The sequence below is a fragment of the Paractinoplanes toevensis genome, assembly GCF_018332695.1.
Classification (GTDB): domain Bacteria; phylum Actinomycetota; class Actinomycetes; order Mycobacteriales; family Micromonosporaceae; genus Actinoplanes; species Actinoplanes toevensis.
This window is the reverse complement of the sequence record NZ_BOQN01000085.1, coordinates 31,499-47,453: the sequence shown is the minus strand read 5'-3', so window position 1 is coordinate 47,453 and position 15,955 is coordinate 31,499. Positions and strand designations below refer to the sequence as shown.

The 15,955-nt window shown below is 71.1% G+C and carries 19 protein-coding genes; 6 read left to right on the top strand and 13 right to left on the bottom strand.

Annotated elements, in window-relative coordinates; genetic code table 11:
- The first annotated feature begins 27 nt into the window (after positions 1 to 27).
- The 3 genes from Ato02nite_RS32485 to Ato02nite_RS32475 are packed head-to-tail and all read left to right on the top strand — an operon-like array spanning position 28 to position 1,610.
- A complete protein-coding gene (locus Ato02nite_RS32485) occupies positions 28 to 834 on the top strand; it encodes an alpha/beta fold hydrolase (RefSeq protein WP_213010493.1) in 807 nt (268 codons plus the stop codon).
- 50 nt (positions 835 to 884) lie between these two features.
- Positions 885 to 1,268 carry a hypothetical protein gene (locus Ato02nite_RS32480; protein ID WP_213010492.1) on the top strand — a complete coding sequence of 128 codons (384 nt, stop codon included), beginning with the start codon at positions 885 to 887 and terminating at the stop codon, positions 1,266 to 1,268.
- 48 nt (positions 1,269 to 1,316) lie between these two features.
- Positions 1,317 to 1,610, top strand: coding sequence for a YiaA/YiaB family inner membrane protein (locus Ato02nite_RS32475; RefSeq protein WP_203813622.1), 294 nt, complete (start codon positions 1,317 to 1,319; stop codon positions 1,608 to 1,610).
- A gap of 16 nt (positions 1,611 to 1,626) precedes the next feature.
- Here the strand turns inward: Ato02nite_RS32475 and Ato02nite_RS32470 are convergent, their stop codons facing one another.
- On the bottom strand, positions 1,627 to 2,736 hold the full coding sequence (locus Ato02nite_RS32470; protein WP_213010491.1) for a citrate synthase 2: 1,110 nt from the start codon (positions 2,734 to 2,736) through the stop codon (positions 1,627 to 1,629).
- Positions 2,737 to 2,803: 67 nt separating this feature from the next.
- On the opposite strand from Ato02nite_RS32470, the gene Ato02nite_RS32465 reads away from it, so the two are divergent.
- The gene (locus Ato02nite_RS32465) at positions 2,804 to 4,048 is read left to right on the top strand and encodes a citrate synthase family protein (protein WP_213010490.1); all 1,245 of its coding nucleotides are present in this window, start codon (positions 2,804 to 2,806) and stop codon (positions 4,046 to 4,048) included.
- A 139-nt stretch (positions 4,049 to 4,187) separates the two neighbouring features.
- Here the strand turns inward: Ato02nite_RS32465 and Ato02nite_RS32460 are convergent, their stop codons facing one another.
- Entirely contained in the window at positions 4,188 to 4,388 is a 201-nt protein-coding gene (locus Ato02nite_RS32460) for a hypothetical protein (RefSeq protein ID WP_213010489.1), read from the bottom strand.
- A gap of 97 nt (positions 4,389 to 4,485) precedes the next feature.
- Between Ato02nite_RS32460 and Ato02nite_RS32455 the strand changes: the two genes are divergently transcribed.
- On the top strand, positions 4,486 to 5,115 hold the full coding sequence (locus Ato02nite_RS32455; protein WP_213010488.1) for a class I SAM-dependent methyltransferase: 630 nt from the start codon (positions 4,486 to 4,488) through the stop codon (positions 5,113 to 5,115).
- Here Ato02nite_RS32455 and Ato02nite_RS32450 read toward each other — a convergent pair.
- From Ato02nite_RS32450 to Ato02nite_RS32400, 11 genes are all read right to left on the bottom strand, one after another.
- Positions 5,112 to 5,669, bottom strand: coding sequence for a MerR family transcriptional regulator (locus tag Ato02nite_RS32450; RefSeq protein ID WP_213010487.1), 558 nt, complete (start codon positions 5,667 to 5,669; stop codon positions 5,112 to 5,114). The two genes, Ato02nite_RS32455 and Ato02nite_RS32450, sit on opposite strands and share 4 nt — an antisense overlap.
- A gap of 114 nt (positions 5,670 to 5,783) precedes the next feature.
- Complete coding sequence (locus tag Ato02nite_RS32445) at positions 5,784 to 6,248, bottom strand: bifunctional nuclease family protein (RefSeq protein WP_020514441.1); 465 nt, start codon at positions 6,246 to 6,248, stop codon at positions 5,784 to 5,786.
- A gap of 98 nt (positions 6,249 to 6,346) precedes the next feature.
- Complete coding sequence (gene ftsR, locus Ato02nite_RS32440) at positions 6,347 to 7,015, bottom strand: transcriptional regulator FtsR (protein ID WP_213010486.1); 669 nt, start codon at positions 7,013 to 7,015, stop codon at positions 6,347 to 6,349.
- A 71-nt stretch (positions 7,016 to 7,086) separates the two neighbouring features.
- Positions 7,087 to 7,533, bottom strand: a complete 447-nt coding sequence (gene odhI / locus Ato02nite_RS32435) for an oxoglutarate dehydrogenase inhibitor Odhl (protein ID WP_202994510.1) — start codon at positions 7,531 to 7,533, stop codon at positions 7,087 to 7,089.
- Positions 7,534 to 7,702: 169 nt separating this feature from the next.
- Positions 7,703 to 8,083 (bottom strand): glycine cleavage system protein GcvH, encoded by a 381-nt coding sequence (gene gcvH / locus Ato02nite_RS32430; RefSeq protein ID WP_213010485.1) that lies wholly within the window; start codon positions 8,081 to 8,083, stop codon positions 7,703 to 7,705.
- A gap of 36 nt (positions 8,084 to 8,119) precedes the next feature.
- Positions 8,120 to 9,358 carry a DUF881 domain-containing protein gene (locus Ato02nite_RS51965; protein WP_246607690.1) on the bottom strand — a complete coding sequence of 413 codons (1,239 nt, stop codon included), beginning with the start codon at positions 9,356 to 9,358 and terminating at the stop codon, positions 8,120 to 8,122.
- A 2-nt stretch (positions 9,359 to 9,360) separates the two neighbouring features.
- Entirely contained in the window at positions 9,361 to 9,693 is a 333-nt protein-coding gene (locus tag Ato02nite_RS32420; protein WP_213010484.1) for a small basic family protein, read from the bottom strand.
- A complete protein-coding gene (locus Ato02nite_RS32415; protein ID WP_213010483.1) occupies positions 9,690 to 10,613 on the bottom strand; it encodes a DUF881 domain-containing protein in 924 nt (307 codons plus the stop codon). Before Ato02nite_RS32415 ends, Ato02nite_RS32420 begins: the two co-directional genes overlap by 4 nt.
- Complete coding sequence (clsA, locus tag Ato02nite_RS32410) at positions 10,610 to 11,227, bottom strand: cardiolipin synthase ClsA (protein WP_213010482.1); 618 nt, start codon at positions 11,225 to 11,227, stop codon at positions 10,610 to 10,612. Before clsA ends, Ato02nite_RS32415 begins: the two co-directional genes overlap by 4 nt.
- 165 nt (positions 11,228 to 11,392) lie before the next feature.
- Positions 11,393 to 13,345 (bottom strand): vWA domain-containing protein, encoded by a 1,953-nt coding sequence (locus Ato02nite_RS32405; RefSeq protein ID WP_213010481.1) that lies wholly within the window; start codon positions 13,343 to 13,345, stop codon positions 11,393 to 11,395.
- Positions 13,346 to 13,349: 4 nt separating this feature from the next.
- On the bottom strand, positions 13,350 to 14,774 hold the full coding sequence (locus Ato02nite_RS32400) for a sigma 54-interacting transcriptional regulator (RefSeq protein WP_213010480.1): 1,425 nt from the start codon (positions 14,772 to 14,774) through the stop codon (positions 13,350 to 13,352).
- A 337-nt stretch (positions 14,775 to 15,111) separates the two neighbouring features.
- On the opposite strand from Ato02nite_RS32400, the gene Ato02nite_RS32395 reads away from it, so the two are divergent.
- Positions 15,112 to 15,930, top strand: coding sequence for a PhzF family phenazine biosynthesis protein (locus tag Ato02nite_RS32395; protein WP_213010479.1), 819 nt, complete (start codon positions 15,112 to 15,114; stop codon positions 15,928 to 15,930).
- Positions 15,931 to 15,955 lie beyond the last annotated feature (25 nt).

The following is a 15,955-nucleotide window of genomic DNA, read 5'->3' as shown; positions in this document are numbered from 1 at the left end:
GACCGGAATTGTTCATAGGGTGGCGGGGTGGAGGAATTCGATGTTGCGGTGACCGGCGGCAACCTGCGGGTCGTGGCCTGGCCCGGGGACGGGCCGACGGTCATCGCGGCGCACGGGATCACCGCCAACGCGCTGTCGTGGGCGGCGGTGGCCCGGGCGCTGGACGGAGGCGTACGGCTGATTGCTCCTGATCTTCGGGGGCGCGCCGGCAGTGCGGGAATCGCCGGGCCGTTCGGGATGGCCGCGCATGCGGCCGATCTGATCGCGGTGGCGGATCATCTCGGGCTCGAGCGGGTGGCGCTGGCCGGGCATTCCATGGGCGGGTTCGTGGTGACCGAGACCGCTCAGCGGTATCCGGCGCGGGTCTCGTCGGGGCTGCTCGTCGACGGCGGGCTGCCGTTGCCGGTGCCGCCGGGGATCGACGTCGACACCGCGCTGCACGCGACGATCGGGCCGGCCATGCGGCGGCTGTCGATGACCTTCGGGTCGGCGGACGAGTATCTCGACTTTTTCCGGGCCAATCCGGCGCTCGGGAAGTACTGGTCTGCCGACGTATCCGAATATGTCCGGCGGGACTTCACCGGGACCGGCTCGTCGTGCGTGCTCGACGCCGTCCGGGCGGATGCCCGCGACATGCTGACCGCGCCGGCCCCGGCCGGGTTTCCGCTGCTCGGGGCGCCTCGTGGGCTGCAGGACGAGGAGGGCGGGATGTACCCTTCGGCGGTGCTCGAGGCGGCCGGGGCCGAGATCGTTCCGGACGTCAACCACTACACGATCCTGCTCGGTAAGGGGGCCGAAGTGGTGGCCGATCGGATCCGTTCAATCCTAGATTAAATCCGCTTTTTGTGGTATATTGTGGACAGTGCCGCATTATCTTTGCCGGCATGTCGGATTCCTCCGCGCGGGTTCGCGCGTTCCTTCACGCCTTCGGCTGCGCCAGTCTCCAGCCCGAGCAACTCGGCGCCTGCTTCGCCGACCAGTTCCTGTCCGCCGACGCCGACGGCCCCCGCTCGGTGACCCGCGAGGCCTTCCTGCGCGCCCTCCCCCGCCGGGCCGCCGTGTTCGCCGACGCCGGTTACGGCCCGACGGTGCTCACCGCGCTGACCGAGACCCGCCTCGACGACCACTACGTGCTGGTCCGCACCGAATGGTCGGCGCTGCGCCCGGCCGGCGGCGACCCGCTCCCGCTGGCCTCGTCGTTCCTGCTGCACGACGACGGCGACAACCTGCGCATCGTCCTCTATCTGAACCACGACGGCCTACATTGAGTATTCGCACTCATTCGCCGGCGTGAGCGGCCCGCAAGGATGACCGCCATGGACATCAATCCGCAGCCGAAAGTCACGACCGCGTTCTACGCCCAGGCGGCCGCCTCGTTCGTCATTTCGCTGTTCGCCCTCGCGGCGGGCATCTTCTATCTGCCGGTCGGCGGCTGGATCCGCGCCTTCCTGGCGGTCGGCCTGCTCTACGTCGTCACATCGAGCTTCACGCTGGCCAAGTGCGTCCGCGACTCGCAGGAGGTCGGCACCGTCGTGCGCCGGGTCGACCAGGCCCGCATCGACAAACTGATCAGCGAGCACAACCCGTTCAAGGACCCGGCCGGCGTGTAGCGGCCGGCCTCTTCGGTCAGGCGTACTTCTTGACGGTCGCGTCCCAGCCGGTGACCTCGGCGGCCGGGCGCGCGGGCGGGCCCACGTAGTCGGCGGACGGGCGGATGAGTTTGCCGAGGCGCTTCTGTTCGAGGATGTGGGCGCTCCAGCCGGCCGTCCGCGCGCAGGTGAACATGGACGCGAACATGTCCGACGGAACCTGGGCGAAATCGAGCACGACCGCCGCCCAGTACTCCACGTTGGTCTCCAGGACCCGGTCGGGCTTGCGTTCGCGCAGCTCGGCCAGCGCGGCCTTCTCCAGCTCCAGAGCCACCTCGTAGCGCGGGGCGCCCAACTCCTTCGCCGCGGCGCGCAGGATCGCGGCGCGCGGGTCCTCCGCCCGGTAGACCGCATGACCGAAACCCATCAGGCGTTTGCCGCCGTCCAGGATGCTCTTCACGTAGGCCCTCGGGTCGGCGCCGCGCTCCACGTCCTCGATCATGCTGAGCGCCCGGGCCGGCGCGCCGCCGTGCAGCGGGCCGGACAACGCCGCCACCGCGGCGGACATGCACGCCGGTACGTCCGCGCCGGTGCTGGCCACGACCCGGGCGGTGAAGGTCGACGCGTTCATGCCGTGCTCGGCGGCACAGACCCAGTAGCGGTCGATCGCGGCCACGTGCCGCGGGTCGGGGTCGCCCTGCCAGCGGAGCATGAACCGCTCGGTCGCGTTACGGCCGCCGTCGACGATGCGCTGCGGCACGGCCGGCCGGTGGGTGCCGCGGGCCGACTGGGCCACGTACGACAGGGTCATCACCGAAACCCGGGCCAGGTCGTCGCGGGCCTGCGCGTGGTCGATGTCGATGAGGGGGCGCATGCCCCAGTACGGGGCGAGCAGGGACACCGCCGCCTGCACGTCGACGCGGGTGTCGCCGGAGTGCACGGGGATCGGGAACGGCTCGGCGGGCAGCAGGCCCTGGGTCAGGTCGCCATCGGCGAGCAAACCCCACACCTCGGCGAAGGTGATCTTTCCGGCGAGCTCACGGACGTCCACGCCGCGGTATCGCAGTGCGCCGCCGTCGCGGTCCGGTTCCGCGATCTCGGTGTCGAACGCGACGACACCGGCCAGTCCTGGGTTGACAGTCAACATGACATCAACATGTTCCGCGTACATATTGATGTCAACATTGATTCAATCAATATGAGAGCATCTCCACATGCCCTCCGAGCCCCACCTGATGACCACCGAGCAGGTCGCCGACCGTCTCGGCATCAAGCCCGCGTCCGTTTATGCCTACGTCAGCCGGGGCCTGCTCAGGAGCCGGCGCAACGCCGACGGCAAGGGCAGCCTCTTCGAAAAACCGGATGTCGACGCGTTCGTGGCGAGCCGCAAACGCCCGACGACGCCCGGCATCCAGACCGGCATCACGCTCATCCGGGACGGAAATCTCTACTACCGCGGCCACGACGCCTGTGTGCTGGCCCGCACGGCGAGCTTCGAAGCGGTCGCCGCCCTGCTCTGGGCCGGCGATCTCGAACGCACCGAGTTCGTGCCCAACGCGGAGCTGCGCGATCTGGCCGCGCGGGTGACGATGCAGCTGCCCGCGGCGGCCCGCACCACCGACCGGCTCCGGGTGGTCGTCGCGGCGGCCGCCGCGGCCGATCCACTCCGCTTCGACACCAGCCCCACGGCCGTGATGACAACCGGCCGCACCATGCTGGCGACGATGGTCGCGGCCCTCCCCCTCGCCGCGAACCCCACCGACTGCCGCACCCTCCGCGATGCCGGGGCCGGGGCCGGGGCGGACTCTCCGGAGCCGAGCATCGCCGAACTCCTGTGGCATCGGCTGACCCCGGAGACGCCCGGCAGCACCGGGTACCACCTGCTCAACGCCGCCCTGGTCCTGCTGGCCGATCACGACATCGCCGCCTCCACCCTGGCCGCGCGGGTGGCCGCGTCGACGCGGGCCCACCCCTACGCCGTGGTCAGCGCCGGCCTGGCCGCCCTCGACGGCCCGCTGCACGGCGCTGCGAGCGGCCTGGCCCACGCGATGGTGGCCGATGCGATCGCGTCGAAGGACCCGGTCGGCACGATCACCGGCCGGCAGCGCTCGGGCACCCCGGTCCCGGGTTTCGGCCACCCGCTCTACCCTGACGGCGACCCACGCGCGACCGCCCTCCTGCGGATGATCGCCGACGGCCCGGTGCGTGACACGGCCGAGCGCATGATCGACGCGATGCGCACCCGGGCCGGCATCCACCCGAACATCGACTTCGCGCTGGCCACTCTGACCCTCACCCACAACATGCCGGCCGACGCCGGCGAGACAATCTTCGCGGTCGGCCGCACGGCAGGATGGCTGGCCCACGCCTTGGAGGAGTACGCGGACAAGCCGAGCCGCTTCCGCCCGACCGGCCAGTACGCGGGCCGCAAGCCCACGCCCGACCGAGAGCAAGGCTAGAAATCTGCCGGGGCGACCCGCGATCTTGGAGAGTTGCCGTTCGGAGCCGACGCGAATTCCACAAGATCGCGGGTCGGCGGGCGGGCGGGGCCGCGGACGGCGGGCCGAGGGCGGCGGACGATTCGGGACGCGGGAGTGCCTAGAAGGGCTGGGCGCCCGTGCCGACCACGCGGAACGGGACTGTCTGCTCCAGGACTCGGGGCTGCTCGGTCTCGGCGCCGCAGAGCAGGACCACCGGCTGGCGGGGCAGGCCCGAGTCGCGGTCGGGCATCCAGCCGATCACCAGCCAGGTCTGGTTGCCGGGCTCCGTGATGTAGAGCGGGTAGTTCTGCGGGATCACAGGGCCGACGCTACAAGACCGTGATCCACGGGAGCGGCGGTTTGCCGTTCTGGCAAGGAAACTCGGCGCCCGTGGAAACGCCCCGCATCCTGGAGGCATGAGTGACGAGGAAGCTTGGGACGCCCGCTACCGCGAGGAAAACCGGATCTGGAGCGGCAACCCGAACGTGCAGCTGGTGTCCGAGATCGGCGATCTGCCGCCGGGGCGGGCGCTCGATCTGGGCTGCGGTGAGGGCGCCGACGCGGTCTGGCTGGCCGGCAACGGCTGGCGGGTCACCGCGGTCGACATCTCGGGCGTGGCGCTGCGGCGGGCCGCCGAGCACGCCGCCGCGGCGGGTGTGACGGTTGATTTTCGGCGGCACAACCTGGCGGAGACGTTCCCGGACGGCGAGTTCGACCTGGTGTCGGCGCAGTTCCTGCACTTCTGGGCGGAGTTCGACCGGGAGAAGATCCTGCGCCGGGCCGCGGCGGCGGTGAGCCCGGGCGGGGTGCTGCTGATCGAAGGGCACATGGATCACGGGCCGTTCCGGCATGACGGCGGGGAGGGCCACCAGGAGATCCACTTTCCCACGCCCGACGAGCTGATCACGGCGCTCGACCTGGGTGACGGGTGGGAGGTGCTGACCGCGGTGATTCACCCGCGGCAGCAGAAAGGCCCGGACGGCGACATGATCGAACGCACCGACAGCACCGTCAAACTGCGACGGAAAGCGCCGACAACCGCCTAACCGGCGCGGCGGCGGGCCCGGCGGGCCGCGAGCTCGTCGCCCGCCGCCGGCTCCTGGGCCGACGCACCGGTGCCCACCGGGGTGGGGCCGGCGGCCGGCTCGGCCGGCAGGTGCGACAGGGAACCCTGGATCTCCTTGAAGGCGCCGCCGATGGCGATGCCGAACACGCCCTGACCGCCCTGCAGCAGATCGACGACCTCCTCCGGCGAACGGCACTCGTAGACCGTGGTGCCGTCGGAGATGAGCGTGATGCCGGCGAGGTCTTCGACGCCGCGCGAGCGCAGGGTCTCGATGGCGCGGCGGATGTTCTGCAGGGAGACGCCGGCGTCGAGCAGGCGCTTGACGACCTTGAGAACGACCAGGTCGCGGAACGAGTAGAGGCGCTGGGTGCCGGAGCCGGACGCGTCCCGCACGCTCGGGACGACCAGCGTGGTGCGTGCCCAGTAGTCGAGCTGGCGGTAGCTGATGCCCACCGCCTGGCAGGCCGTCACGCCTCGATAGCCAACCGTTCCGTCCTCGCCGACGAGTGGGCCCTCTTCCGGCTGCTCGTGCACGCGACTACCTCCCCGCTGCGCGGTGCCGCTTCACCTGGACTTCACGAGCGTATATCTCAGCGGTCGCCGAAACAGTCAGGTAATGCGGCGACACGCCGCGTACGGAGGAAGTGATCAGCCGGCGAAGTCTTCGGGGCGGACCTGGTCGAGGAACTCGCGGAACTTCTCGACCTCGTCCTCCTGCTCGTCGGGGATGACGATACCGGCCTCGGTCAGCACCTGGTCGGCGCAGCGGATCGGCGCGCCGACGCGCAGCGCCAGGGCGATCGAGTCGCTCGGCCGGGCGGACACCCGCAGGTCCTCCCCGATCAGCAGATCGGCGTAGAAGACGTTGTCCTTCAGCTCGGTGATCTCCACGGCCCGCAGGGGTGCCTGCAGGGCCGCGAGGATGTCCCGGAGGAGATCGTGGGTGAGTGGCCGGGCCGGTTTCACGCCCTGCTGCTCGTACGCGATGGCCGTCGCCTCCACGGCGCCGATCCAGATCGGAAGATACCGATCACCGTCGACCTCCCGCAGCAGGACGATCGGCTGGTTGCTCGGCAGCTCCACCCGAACCCCGACCACGCTCAGCTCGCGCACCGCCCGCCTCCGTGTGTCGTTGTTTTACCCGTCGCCGCCATCGCACGGCCCCCCATATCCTGCACGGTACACGCCTTCCAGGCGCCCGCCGGAACGGCTCAGCGGCCGAGTTCCCCGCGTAGTCCGGCGCGCACCAGCGCCGCGTGCAGCTTCTGCGACAACGCCTGCAGGTCGCGTGCGGTCTCGCCGGCCCGGGCCTTCGCGGCCGGGTCGCTCTGCCGCACCAGCGGCGCCAGAAGCTGTGTGAACAGGCCAACCTCGCGGTCGGCCGCGGCCCGGAACGCCCGCAGGTGGCGCGCCTCCAGACCGTAGTGGGTCAGCCCGACGACGGCCTCGACGATCAGCACGGCGTCACCGTCGTACCATCCCGGCGGTTTCGCCGTCACGAGACCGATCTGCTCGAGTTCGTCGAGCAGCGCCGGGGAGACCCCAGTGCGTTCGATCACATCCTCCCGGGGGACCCGGGCGTCGGACGGATCGGCCGCTTTCTCGCTGCCCACCGCGACCAGCGCCGGTCGCGCCGGGGCGCTCGGCTCCTCGTCCATCCGGTCGAGCTGCTCGCGGATCACCCGCAGCGGGAGGTACTGGTCCCGCTGCGCGGTCAGCACGAAGCGCAGCCGCGCCACGTCGTTCCACGAGTACTTGCGGTAGCCGGAGGCGGTGCGCTCGGGATCGACCAGCCCTTCCGCCTCCAGGAACCGCAATTTCGAGATCGTCGTGTCCGGGAACTCGGTGCGCAGATGGGCCAGCACCTCCCCGATGCTCATCAGCGCAGCCTCGCGCTGACCCGCAGAGCGTGGCCCTGGGTCGCGTGCGGCCGCCCCCGACGCGTTCACGATCAGCTACCCTCGCCCTCCGGCCGCGGGCCGGCGATGAACACCAGGCGGAACTTGCCGATCTGCACCTCGTCCCCATTGCTCAGGGTCGCCGCCTCGACCCGCTCACGGTTCACATAAGTGCCGTTGAGCGAGCCGACGTCGCGCACCGTGAAGGTGCCGCCGTCGCGGTGGAATTCGGCGTGCCTGCGGGAAACCGTCACGTCGTCCAGGAAGATGTCGCTGTCGGGGTGCCGGCCGCTGGTGGTCACGTCGTGGTCCAGCAGGAACCGGGCGCCCGCGTTGGGGCCCCGGCGCACGACCAGCAGCGCCATCCCCGGCGGGAGCGAACCGGACATCCGGCTCGGCACCACGTCGGTGTCGGGACCCTCCAGCACCTCATCGAGCGCACCGAGGTTCAGCGTGGACGTGACGTCGAGTGGGGGAAACTCGTCGTCTGGGCGCGTCATCGGACCACCTCACGGATCAGTTGGTCGTCGCCAGGCGGCACGGGCAAAGATCCCCCGCCGCAGCCGTCAGGCCCGGACGCACGACTATCGGTCTTCAATTTCATGGCTTTCCAGAAATGCAAATGCGAGCCTAGTCAGCGCCAATATCAGCGGGCAACCGGACGCGCGGCTAGCTGTCCGTCAAAGATTGATAAGCGGCCGCGTCCAGCAACTGCCCGATCGACGCCGGATCGTCCGGTGCGATCTCGACGAGCCAGCCCGCGGCGTACGGCTCCGCGTTGATCAGCTCGGGCTCGTCGGCCAGCGAGGCGTTCTTCGACACGACGGTGCCGGCGATCGGCGCGTAGATCTCGGAGACGCTCTTGGTCGACTCGATCTCGCCGAGCGAATCGCCGGCCGCGACCGCCGTGCCCTCCTCGGGCAACTGCACGAAGACGATGTCACCGAGCGCGTCCTGCGCGTAGTGGGTGATGCCCACCCGCACGGGCCCGCTGCCGTCACCGGACACCCACTCGTGTTCCGCCGTGTACCGCAGGTCCTCAGGAATCACGCATCTCTCCCGTAGTCTCACCGAACCGGCCGGCCCTCATGAGGCGGGCCGCGCGTACTGCAAAGTCTTGGCCTGGCGCACCGCGGTCACCTCGACCTCGGCTTGCTGTTCCATCGTCACGCTACCGCCGTTGCTGTTCACCGACGCGACCACCCCGCCCGGGATCTGCAGCGCGGTCTGCATAGTCTGGGGCGATCCGATCACCGACAGGGTGTAGGGGGCGCTGAGCCGCGCGTTGTCCGCGATGATCCCGCCACCCTCCGCGTCGACGAAGTAGCTGGACGCGACGATCCGGACGCTCTGACCGTTGGATCCGCCCAGTTGCAGCACCTCGCCGCCGGCCCCGCGCAGCTCCTGCACCGCGTTGAGGATCGCCGATGCCTTCACCTTGTCCATGGTGATCACCAGGCCCGGCCCGCGCCCGGGCAGGGTGCCGGCCAGCAGGCCCAGCTCGTCGGCGCGCTTCTCGGCCTCGGCGAGTGCCGCCTGCCGGCCGGCCACGCCCGAGCTCAGTTGCCGCTGGCTGGTCTCCAGGGCACTGATCTGGCTCTGCAACCGGCTGTCGCTGGCGTCGAGGTCGGACAGGATCCGCACCAGGTCCTCCTGGCGCATGGTGGCCAGCCCCTGGTCACCGTCGTTGCTGCGCAACTGCACGACGAGCGTGAAGCCGAACAGCGCCAGCAGCACCAGGATCAGCGTGCCGGCCGAGGTGAGCCGGCGCGGCGCTGCCGCTTTCGCGGCCGCCGGTGCTTCCGGCGCGGCCTCCGCCTGCGCTTCCTCCTCCGGTACGGCCGGATCAACCGCTTCCGGTACGGGCTCCGCACCCGGCCCCGTGGCACTCGGCGCGGGCGCTTCCGTCTCCACCGTCACCGGTTCGAGTGACATCGGGATCCGCCGGGTCGGCCCGTCGAGATCACGCCCGGATTCCGGCGAGGTCGCGGGCTCGCCGCCGGCCGGCCGGTCGTCGGCCGGGGCCGGCGCGGATGGCCGGTCGTCGGCCGGGGCCGGCGCGGGTGGCCGGTCGTCGGCCGGGGCCGGCGCGGGTGGCCGGGCCAGCGGGGCGGTCACCTCGTCGTCGGGGGCCGTGAACGGCGGTCTCGTCGTCGGGACCGTCGCCTCATCACGGGACGGGGTGCTTTGCACCCGGTTCGCCTCTGCGGAGGGGCTGTTGCTTTCGGGGGCGGCGTCGCCCGTACCCGGATCGGGATTTTCGGCGTGCGGAGGCCGCCGCCCGGCGGTGGGCAGGTCGCGGGCCTGGTTTTGATCTTCGGTCATGATCAGGCCCGGAAGAGGTGGCGGCGGATGGCGGCGACGTTGCCGAAGATGCGCACGCCAAGGACCACGACGACGCCGGTGGAGAGCTGGCCGCCCACGCCGAGTTGATCGCCGAGATAGACGATCAGGGCGGCGACCAGCACGTTCGAGATGAACGAGACGACGAACTGTTTGTCGTCGAAGATCCCGTCGAGTTTGGCGCGCACCCCGCCGAACACCGCGTCGAGCGCCGCGACCACGGCGATGGGCAGATAGGGCAACAGGGGAGCCGGCACGCTCGGGTGGAAAACGATGCCCAGGACGACACCGGCGACGAGGGCGAGTACGGCGATCATCGGCCGCCTTCCGATGCTTCCGGGCCGGCCGACACCGAGCCCGAGGGGAACGAGGAGCCCGAGGGAGCGGGCGGAGGGGTGGACGGCACGGCCACCCGCAGTTTCAGTTCGGTGGCCGCGGCCAGCGTGACGTCCTTGGCCGTGCGGGCCGAGTAGGACATGCCGTACTTGGCCACCAGCTGCTTGAAGAAGTGCCCCGCGTAGCCGTCCTCGAAGTCCTTGCCGAGGTCGTCGGGGCCGATCGCGATCACCTCGTACGGCGAGCTCACCGGCCGGAAGTCGACCAGGATCGCCTCGCCCGCCTGCCGGATCGTGGAGGTCGCGGTGAGGCGCTGGCCGTTGATCGTGATCGCCTCGGCGCCCAGCGACCAGAGCGCGTTGGTGGCCAGTTGCAGGTCGGTGTCCTTGACCCGGGCCACGGTGTTGCGCTCGCCGGTCACCGCGTTGATCGGGGTGGGGCCGTCGACCAGGGTGACCTTGGCGCCCGAGCCCTTGACGGCGGCGAGACCGGTGGCCGCCTCGAGGTCGCGCAGTTTCGCGACGGTGGCCCCGCCCAGTTCGCGTTCGCGCAGCTCGTTGACCTCGTCGCTGAGCCCGTCGGCCTTCTCCTGGAGCTGGACCGTCTCTTCGCGGCGCTTCTGCACCTGGTCGATCAGGGTGGCGCGGGCCTTGGTGCGGGCCGGCTCGTCGGCGATGGTCTGCTGGTAGGCGACGACCAGCAGGAAGCCCAGGGCGACCAGCGTGACAGCCAGGAACCCGGTGGTCAGATGCTTGCGGGGGCCGGTGGGGCTGCCTTCGACGGCCTTGCGGGCCGCGGCGGCGGCGTAACCGGGGTCGAGCGGGTTGCGGAACAGCTCGGTGAGGAAGTCGGGGGTGAAGACGCGCTTCGGCGGGGTCTCGTCGGGCGTCGGGGACGTCATCCGGTGGCCGCCGTGGGCTGGACCCGGTCGGCGCGCAGCAACTGGGCGATCTGGGTCAGGTAGAGGGCGGCGGCCGCCCAGTACAGGCCGAGCGCCCACCACGCGAGACCCCAGCCGATCGGGGTGGCCCACGACGACGTGGCGTCGACCGCGTGCGCGAGCAGCAGGATCGGGAACGCGCCGAGCAGCACGAACGTGCCGGTCTTGCCGACGTAGTGCACGGGCAGCGCGCCGGAGTGGCCGTGCCGGCGCAGCACCAGCAGCGCGACTCCCATGACCACCTCGCGCAGCAGCAGCGCGCCGGTCAGCCACCAGGGGACGACGCCGCGGATGGTGAAGCCGATCAGCGTGGCCAGGATGTAGAGCCGGTCGGCGAACGGGTCGAGCAGCTCGCCGAGGCGGCTCACCGAGTTCATCCGGCGGGCGACGAAGCCGTCGACCCAGTCGGTGGTGCCGCCGACGGCCAGCACGATCAGGGCGGCCACGTCGTGCTGCGGGCCGAGCAGCAGATAGAGGAAGAGCGGCACACCCAGCAACCGGATGAAGCTGATCACATTGGGGATCGTCCAGATCCGGTTGGAGGCGGTGATGGACGGCGCAGGCTGCTGCGACATCGCGACTTCCTCTCCCCCTCCGGAGCCGGCGCAGGCCTGGGCTCCGGGCAAGCTTGCCCCCGACCGGTTCACGGTCACTCGCCGAGCCACTATAACCAGCCTTCACCCTGCGGCCCGTCACCCGTCGCGTGCCGCACAGCGTGTCCGCCGTCCTAGGAACCTAGTTCATCGGCGTCCCCGGCGTGCGCGCACGTAGTCGTCCACCACGTAGCGGCCCAACTCCTCGGCGTCCGGACTGAACACCCGGCCGCCGTTGCGCTCGGCCACCCGGCCCACGAACCGTTGCAGGCCCGGATCTTCACCCAGCATGAAGAAGTTGAGCGTGGCGCCGTACCGGGTCAGATGATCGACCTCGTGGATCGTCGCGCGGATGGTCTCCGGCAGCGGGGGCCACCAGAAGTACGACTCGCCGTCCTCCAGGTGCGCGGTCGGCTCGCCGTCGGTCACCACCATCACCACCGGCTCGGCCCCCGGGTGCCGGCGCAGGTGCCGGCCGGCCAGGTTGAGCGCGTGCTGGAGGTTGGTGCCCTTCTCGGCGGTGGGGTCGATCGCCGCGAGCTGCCCCTGGGACAGCACCGAGGCGTACTTGCCGAACCCGATGATCTGCAGCGAGTCCTGCGGGAACTGGGTCGCGACCAGGTGCGACAGGGCGAGCGCGGTCTGTTTCATCGGGCCCCAGCGGCCGTCCGCGAACATCGAGTAGGACAGGTCGACGCACAGCGCGACCACGGCCGACGCCCGGTGCTCGGTCTCGGCCACCTCGAAATCGTCGGGCGTCAGCCGCACCGGCAGGGTCGCGGTGCCGCCCGACGACGCTCGCCGGCGGACCGCGTTGCCGATGGTGCGGACCACGTCGAGCGGTTGCTCGTCGCCGTACTCCCAGCGCCGGGACGAGCCGATCAGGTCGCCCGCCGCGCCGGCGTCGCGCAGGTCGTGCTGGCCCTGCCGCTTGCCGGACAGCTCGTCGAAGACCTTGGCCAGGGCGGTGCGGCCGAGCCGGCGCAGCGCCTTGGGCGACAGCGTGAGCCCCTCCTCGTCGCGGCTCACCCAGCCCTGCCGGGAGAGCTCCCGTTCGAGGTCGCGCAGCCGCCGCACGTCGTCGGCGGCGCCCCGGCCGAGCTGCCGCTCCACCATCTCCACGTCGATGTCGTCCAGGGTCGCCCCCGGATGCTCCTGGTTCAGCTGCTCCAGCAGCTCGTCCAGGTCGCCGATCTCGCCGAGGGCCGCGGCCGCGTCACCGTAGCCGAGGTCGTTCGGGCCGCGCACGCGCTCCCCGCGCCCCCAGTTGAGCTGGGGTCGCAGCGCACGCAGGTTGTCGGTCATCTCGGCGAGCTGACCGCGCAGCGGCCCGTCGCCGAGTGCCTGGTCCATCAGCCGGGAGAGTTCCTCCTGCTGCTGCGGCGAGAGCGACCGCATCAGCCGCTCGGCCGCCGCCGCCCGCCGGGCGAGCGAGTCGATCAGCTCCTCGACGTTGGCCGGATTTTCCGGGAAGAACTGGCCGTGCTTGGACATGAACTGCTGAAAAGCGTCGCTGGTGTCCTCGCCCCGGGCGTGTCGCCGCAGGAGGTTGTTGAGGTCCTCGACCATTTCCGAGACACCGTCGAAATTGCCGTTCTCCAGGGCCTGCTTCATCCCGGCGAACCGCTGCTCGACGACCTCGCGCTTCAAGCCGTCGAGAATCTGCTGGTAGAGGCCACGCGCTTCGTCAGAAGTCCAATTATATTCTGACAATTCCTCGACGGCCCGCGACGTCGACCGGGGCAGGTTGTCCAGCACCGCCTCGGCGAACCGCGCGTCGTCGTCCGCCGAGGCCCGCAGTGCGTCCCGCTCGGCCGCGAGCGCCTGGTCGAGAAGCTGCTGCGCCCGGGTCACCGCCCCGTCGAGATTGCCCCGCCGCATGGCCTGCCGCCGCATCCGGCGGGCCCGGTCGCGCAGCTCGTCGAGCCCGCGCCCGTCCTGCGGCCCGCGCCGGACCAGTTCGCGGAGCACGTCGCGCAGGCTGTCGCCGGCGAGCACCCGTTCACCCACCTCGTCGACGGCCGCGCGCACGTCGTAGGGCGGCGCGAGCGGATCGGGCCCGTCGCGCCACGCACCGTACCGAAAACGATTCCCCGCCACGCTGTCAGCTCCCGTAGAGAGTGCGTCCGTCGTCGGTGAGTTCCTTGGCGAGCCGCCGGGTCAGGTGCAGCCCCTCCAGCACGAACTCGATGCCCGACGCCGCCTGCCCCGGGCTCGGCGCGTCGCCGAGACCGAGCCGGTCGAGCACCTTGGCCAGCCCCGGAACCGTGCCGATCTGCCCCAGCAGCTCCTCGGCCGAGACGAGGTCGCCGGTCTCGACGATGGCCCCCTCGGCGACCAGGTCGGTGAACCCGGACAGGTCGAGCCCGCCCAGCCGGTCGCGGAACGTCTCGGCCGTGGCGACCCGCAGCAGGTGAGCGAGGACCTCGGTCTCCCGCCCCTCCTCACCGCTCTCGAACTCGACCTTGCCCCGCAGGGTGGAGGTGACCGAGGCGGTGTCGCAGACCCGGGCCACCGCTTCGCGCTCGCCGCGCAGCCCGGCCCGGCGCAGCGCGGAGGCGGCCACGGTCTCGGCGGCCGCGATCGCGAACCGCGCCGAGATGCCCGACCGCGAGTCGACCGACGGCGACTCCCGCACCGCCCGCGTGTAGCGCGCCAGCACGTCGACCAGGTGGTCGGGAACGGCCGCGACCAGCCCCGCCTCCTGCCGGATCAGCGCCGTCTCGAGCGCGAGATCGACCGGGTAGTGGGTGCGGATCTCGGCGCCGAACCGGTCCTTGAGCGGGGTGATGATCCGCCCGCGGTTCGTATAGTCCTCCGGGTTGGCCGACGCCACCAGCAGCAGGTCCAGCGGCAGCCGCAGCTGGTAGCCGCGCACCTGGATGTCGCGCTCCTCCAGCACGTTGAGCAGCGACACCTGGATGCGCTCGGCCAGGTCGGGAAGCTCGTTGACCGCGAAGATGCCCCGGTTGGTGCGCGGCACCAGACCGAAGTGGATGGTCTCCGGGTCGCCGAGGGCCCGCCCCTCGGCCACCTTGATCGGGTCGACGTCACCGATCAGGTCACCCACGCTGGTGTCGGGGGTGGCGAGCTTCTCCCCGTAACGCTCCGAGCGGTGCAGCCACGACACCGGCAGCAGATCGCCGGTCTCCGAGGCCAGCCGCCGGGAGGCCGGCGTGATCGGCGCATAGGGGTGCTCGTGCAGCTCGGAGCCGGTGATGAACGGGGTCCACTCGTCGAGCAGGTCGATCAGCCCGCGGATGAGCCGGGTCTTGCCCTGCCCCCGCTCCCCCAGCAACACCATGTCGTGCCCGGCCAGCAGCGCCCGCTCGACCTCCGGAAGCACCGTGTCGTCATAACCGACGATGCCCGGGAACCGCGGCGCCCCCGCCCGCAGCCGCTCCAGCAGATTGGCCCGCAGCTCTTCCTTGACCGTCCGGTATTCATGCCCCGCGGCGCGCAGCTCCCCCACCGTGCGGGGCAGGTCAGCGGGCGGCACGGGCGTGATCGCGATAACAGCGTCTGTCACGGCAGGAACGCTACTCCGCCGAACGGACACTTCAATGAGATCAACGTGGCACCCATTTCGGGAATAAACCCGCGGCCGCGAAGGCTGACCGCCATTGCCGCGCATTTCATAAGTACGGGCATCCACGGTCCCGCCGAGCAGCGCGAGCAACCTGCCAGTCCCGCGCGTGCCGCGCGTCTCGCGCGAGCGACCGCCGCTCCGCGCGTGCCGCCCGCCAGTCCCGCGCGCCGCCCGACCACCCGCCCGTCCCGCGCGGGCGACCGGCGGAATCCCGCCAATCCCGCTGTGACCGATGTCCGACTGGCGCGAGCGTCGCCGATACGGGCAGGCTGAGCGTATGGCGGAAATCTTGCGATACGCGGCGTTCACCGACGACCCGAAGGGCGGAAACCCGGCCGGCGTCGTGCTCGACGCGACGGGTCTCGGTGACGACGAGATGCTCGCCATCGCGGCCGAGGTCGGCTATTCGGAGACCGCGTTCCGGGTCTCGGCCGATGGCGACCGACACCGGGTCCGCTACTTCGCGCCACTGGCCGAGATTCCGTTCTGCGGGCACGCGACCGTGGCCACCGCGGTCGCGCTGGGGCCGGGCGAGCACGTCTTCGTCACCAACGCCGGCGAGGTGCCGGTGAGCGTCGACGACGCCGGCCGGGCCACCCTGACCAGTGTGCCGGCCACCGTCGCCGACCTGCCCGGCGACGACCTCACCGCCCTGCTGGCCGCGCTGCGCTGGAACGACTTCGACCTCGACGAGTCGCTGCCGCCCCGGGTCGCCTACGCCGGCGCGTACCACCCGATCCTCGCCGTCGGCAGCCGGCAGCGCCTCGCCGACCTGGACTACGACGAGCCGGCGTTGAAGGCATTGATGACGGACCGCGGCTGGACGACGGTGCAGCTGGTGTTCCGCGCGACCGACGACACGTTCGACGTGCGCGACCCGTTCCCGATCGGCGGCGTCTACGAGGACCCGGCCACCGGCGCGGCCGCCGCCGCGTTCGGCGCCTACCTGCGCGAACTGTGGATCGCCGCGGACGACGACACCGTGCTGCTGCGCCAGGGCGACGACATGGGCCGCCCCAGCCGGATCACCGTGCAGCTGGTGGCGGGCGAGCCCGGCGTGCGGGTCAGCGGAACCGCGGTCCCCATCACCGGCTGACCCGGCCGGGGCCATATCATTCTGG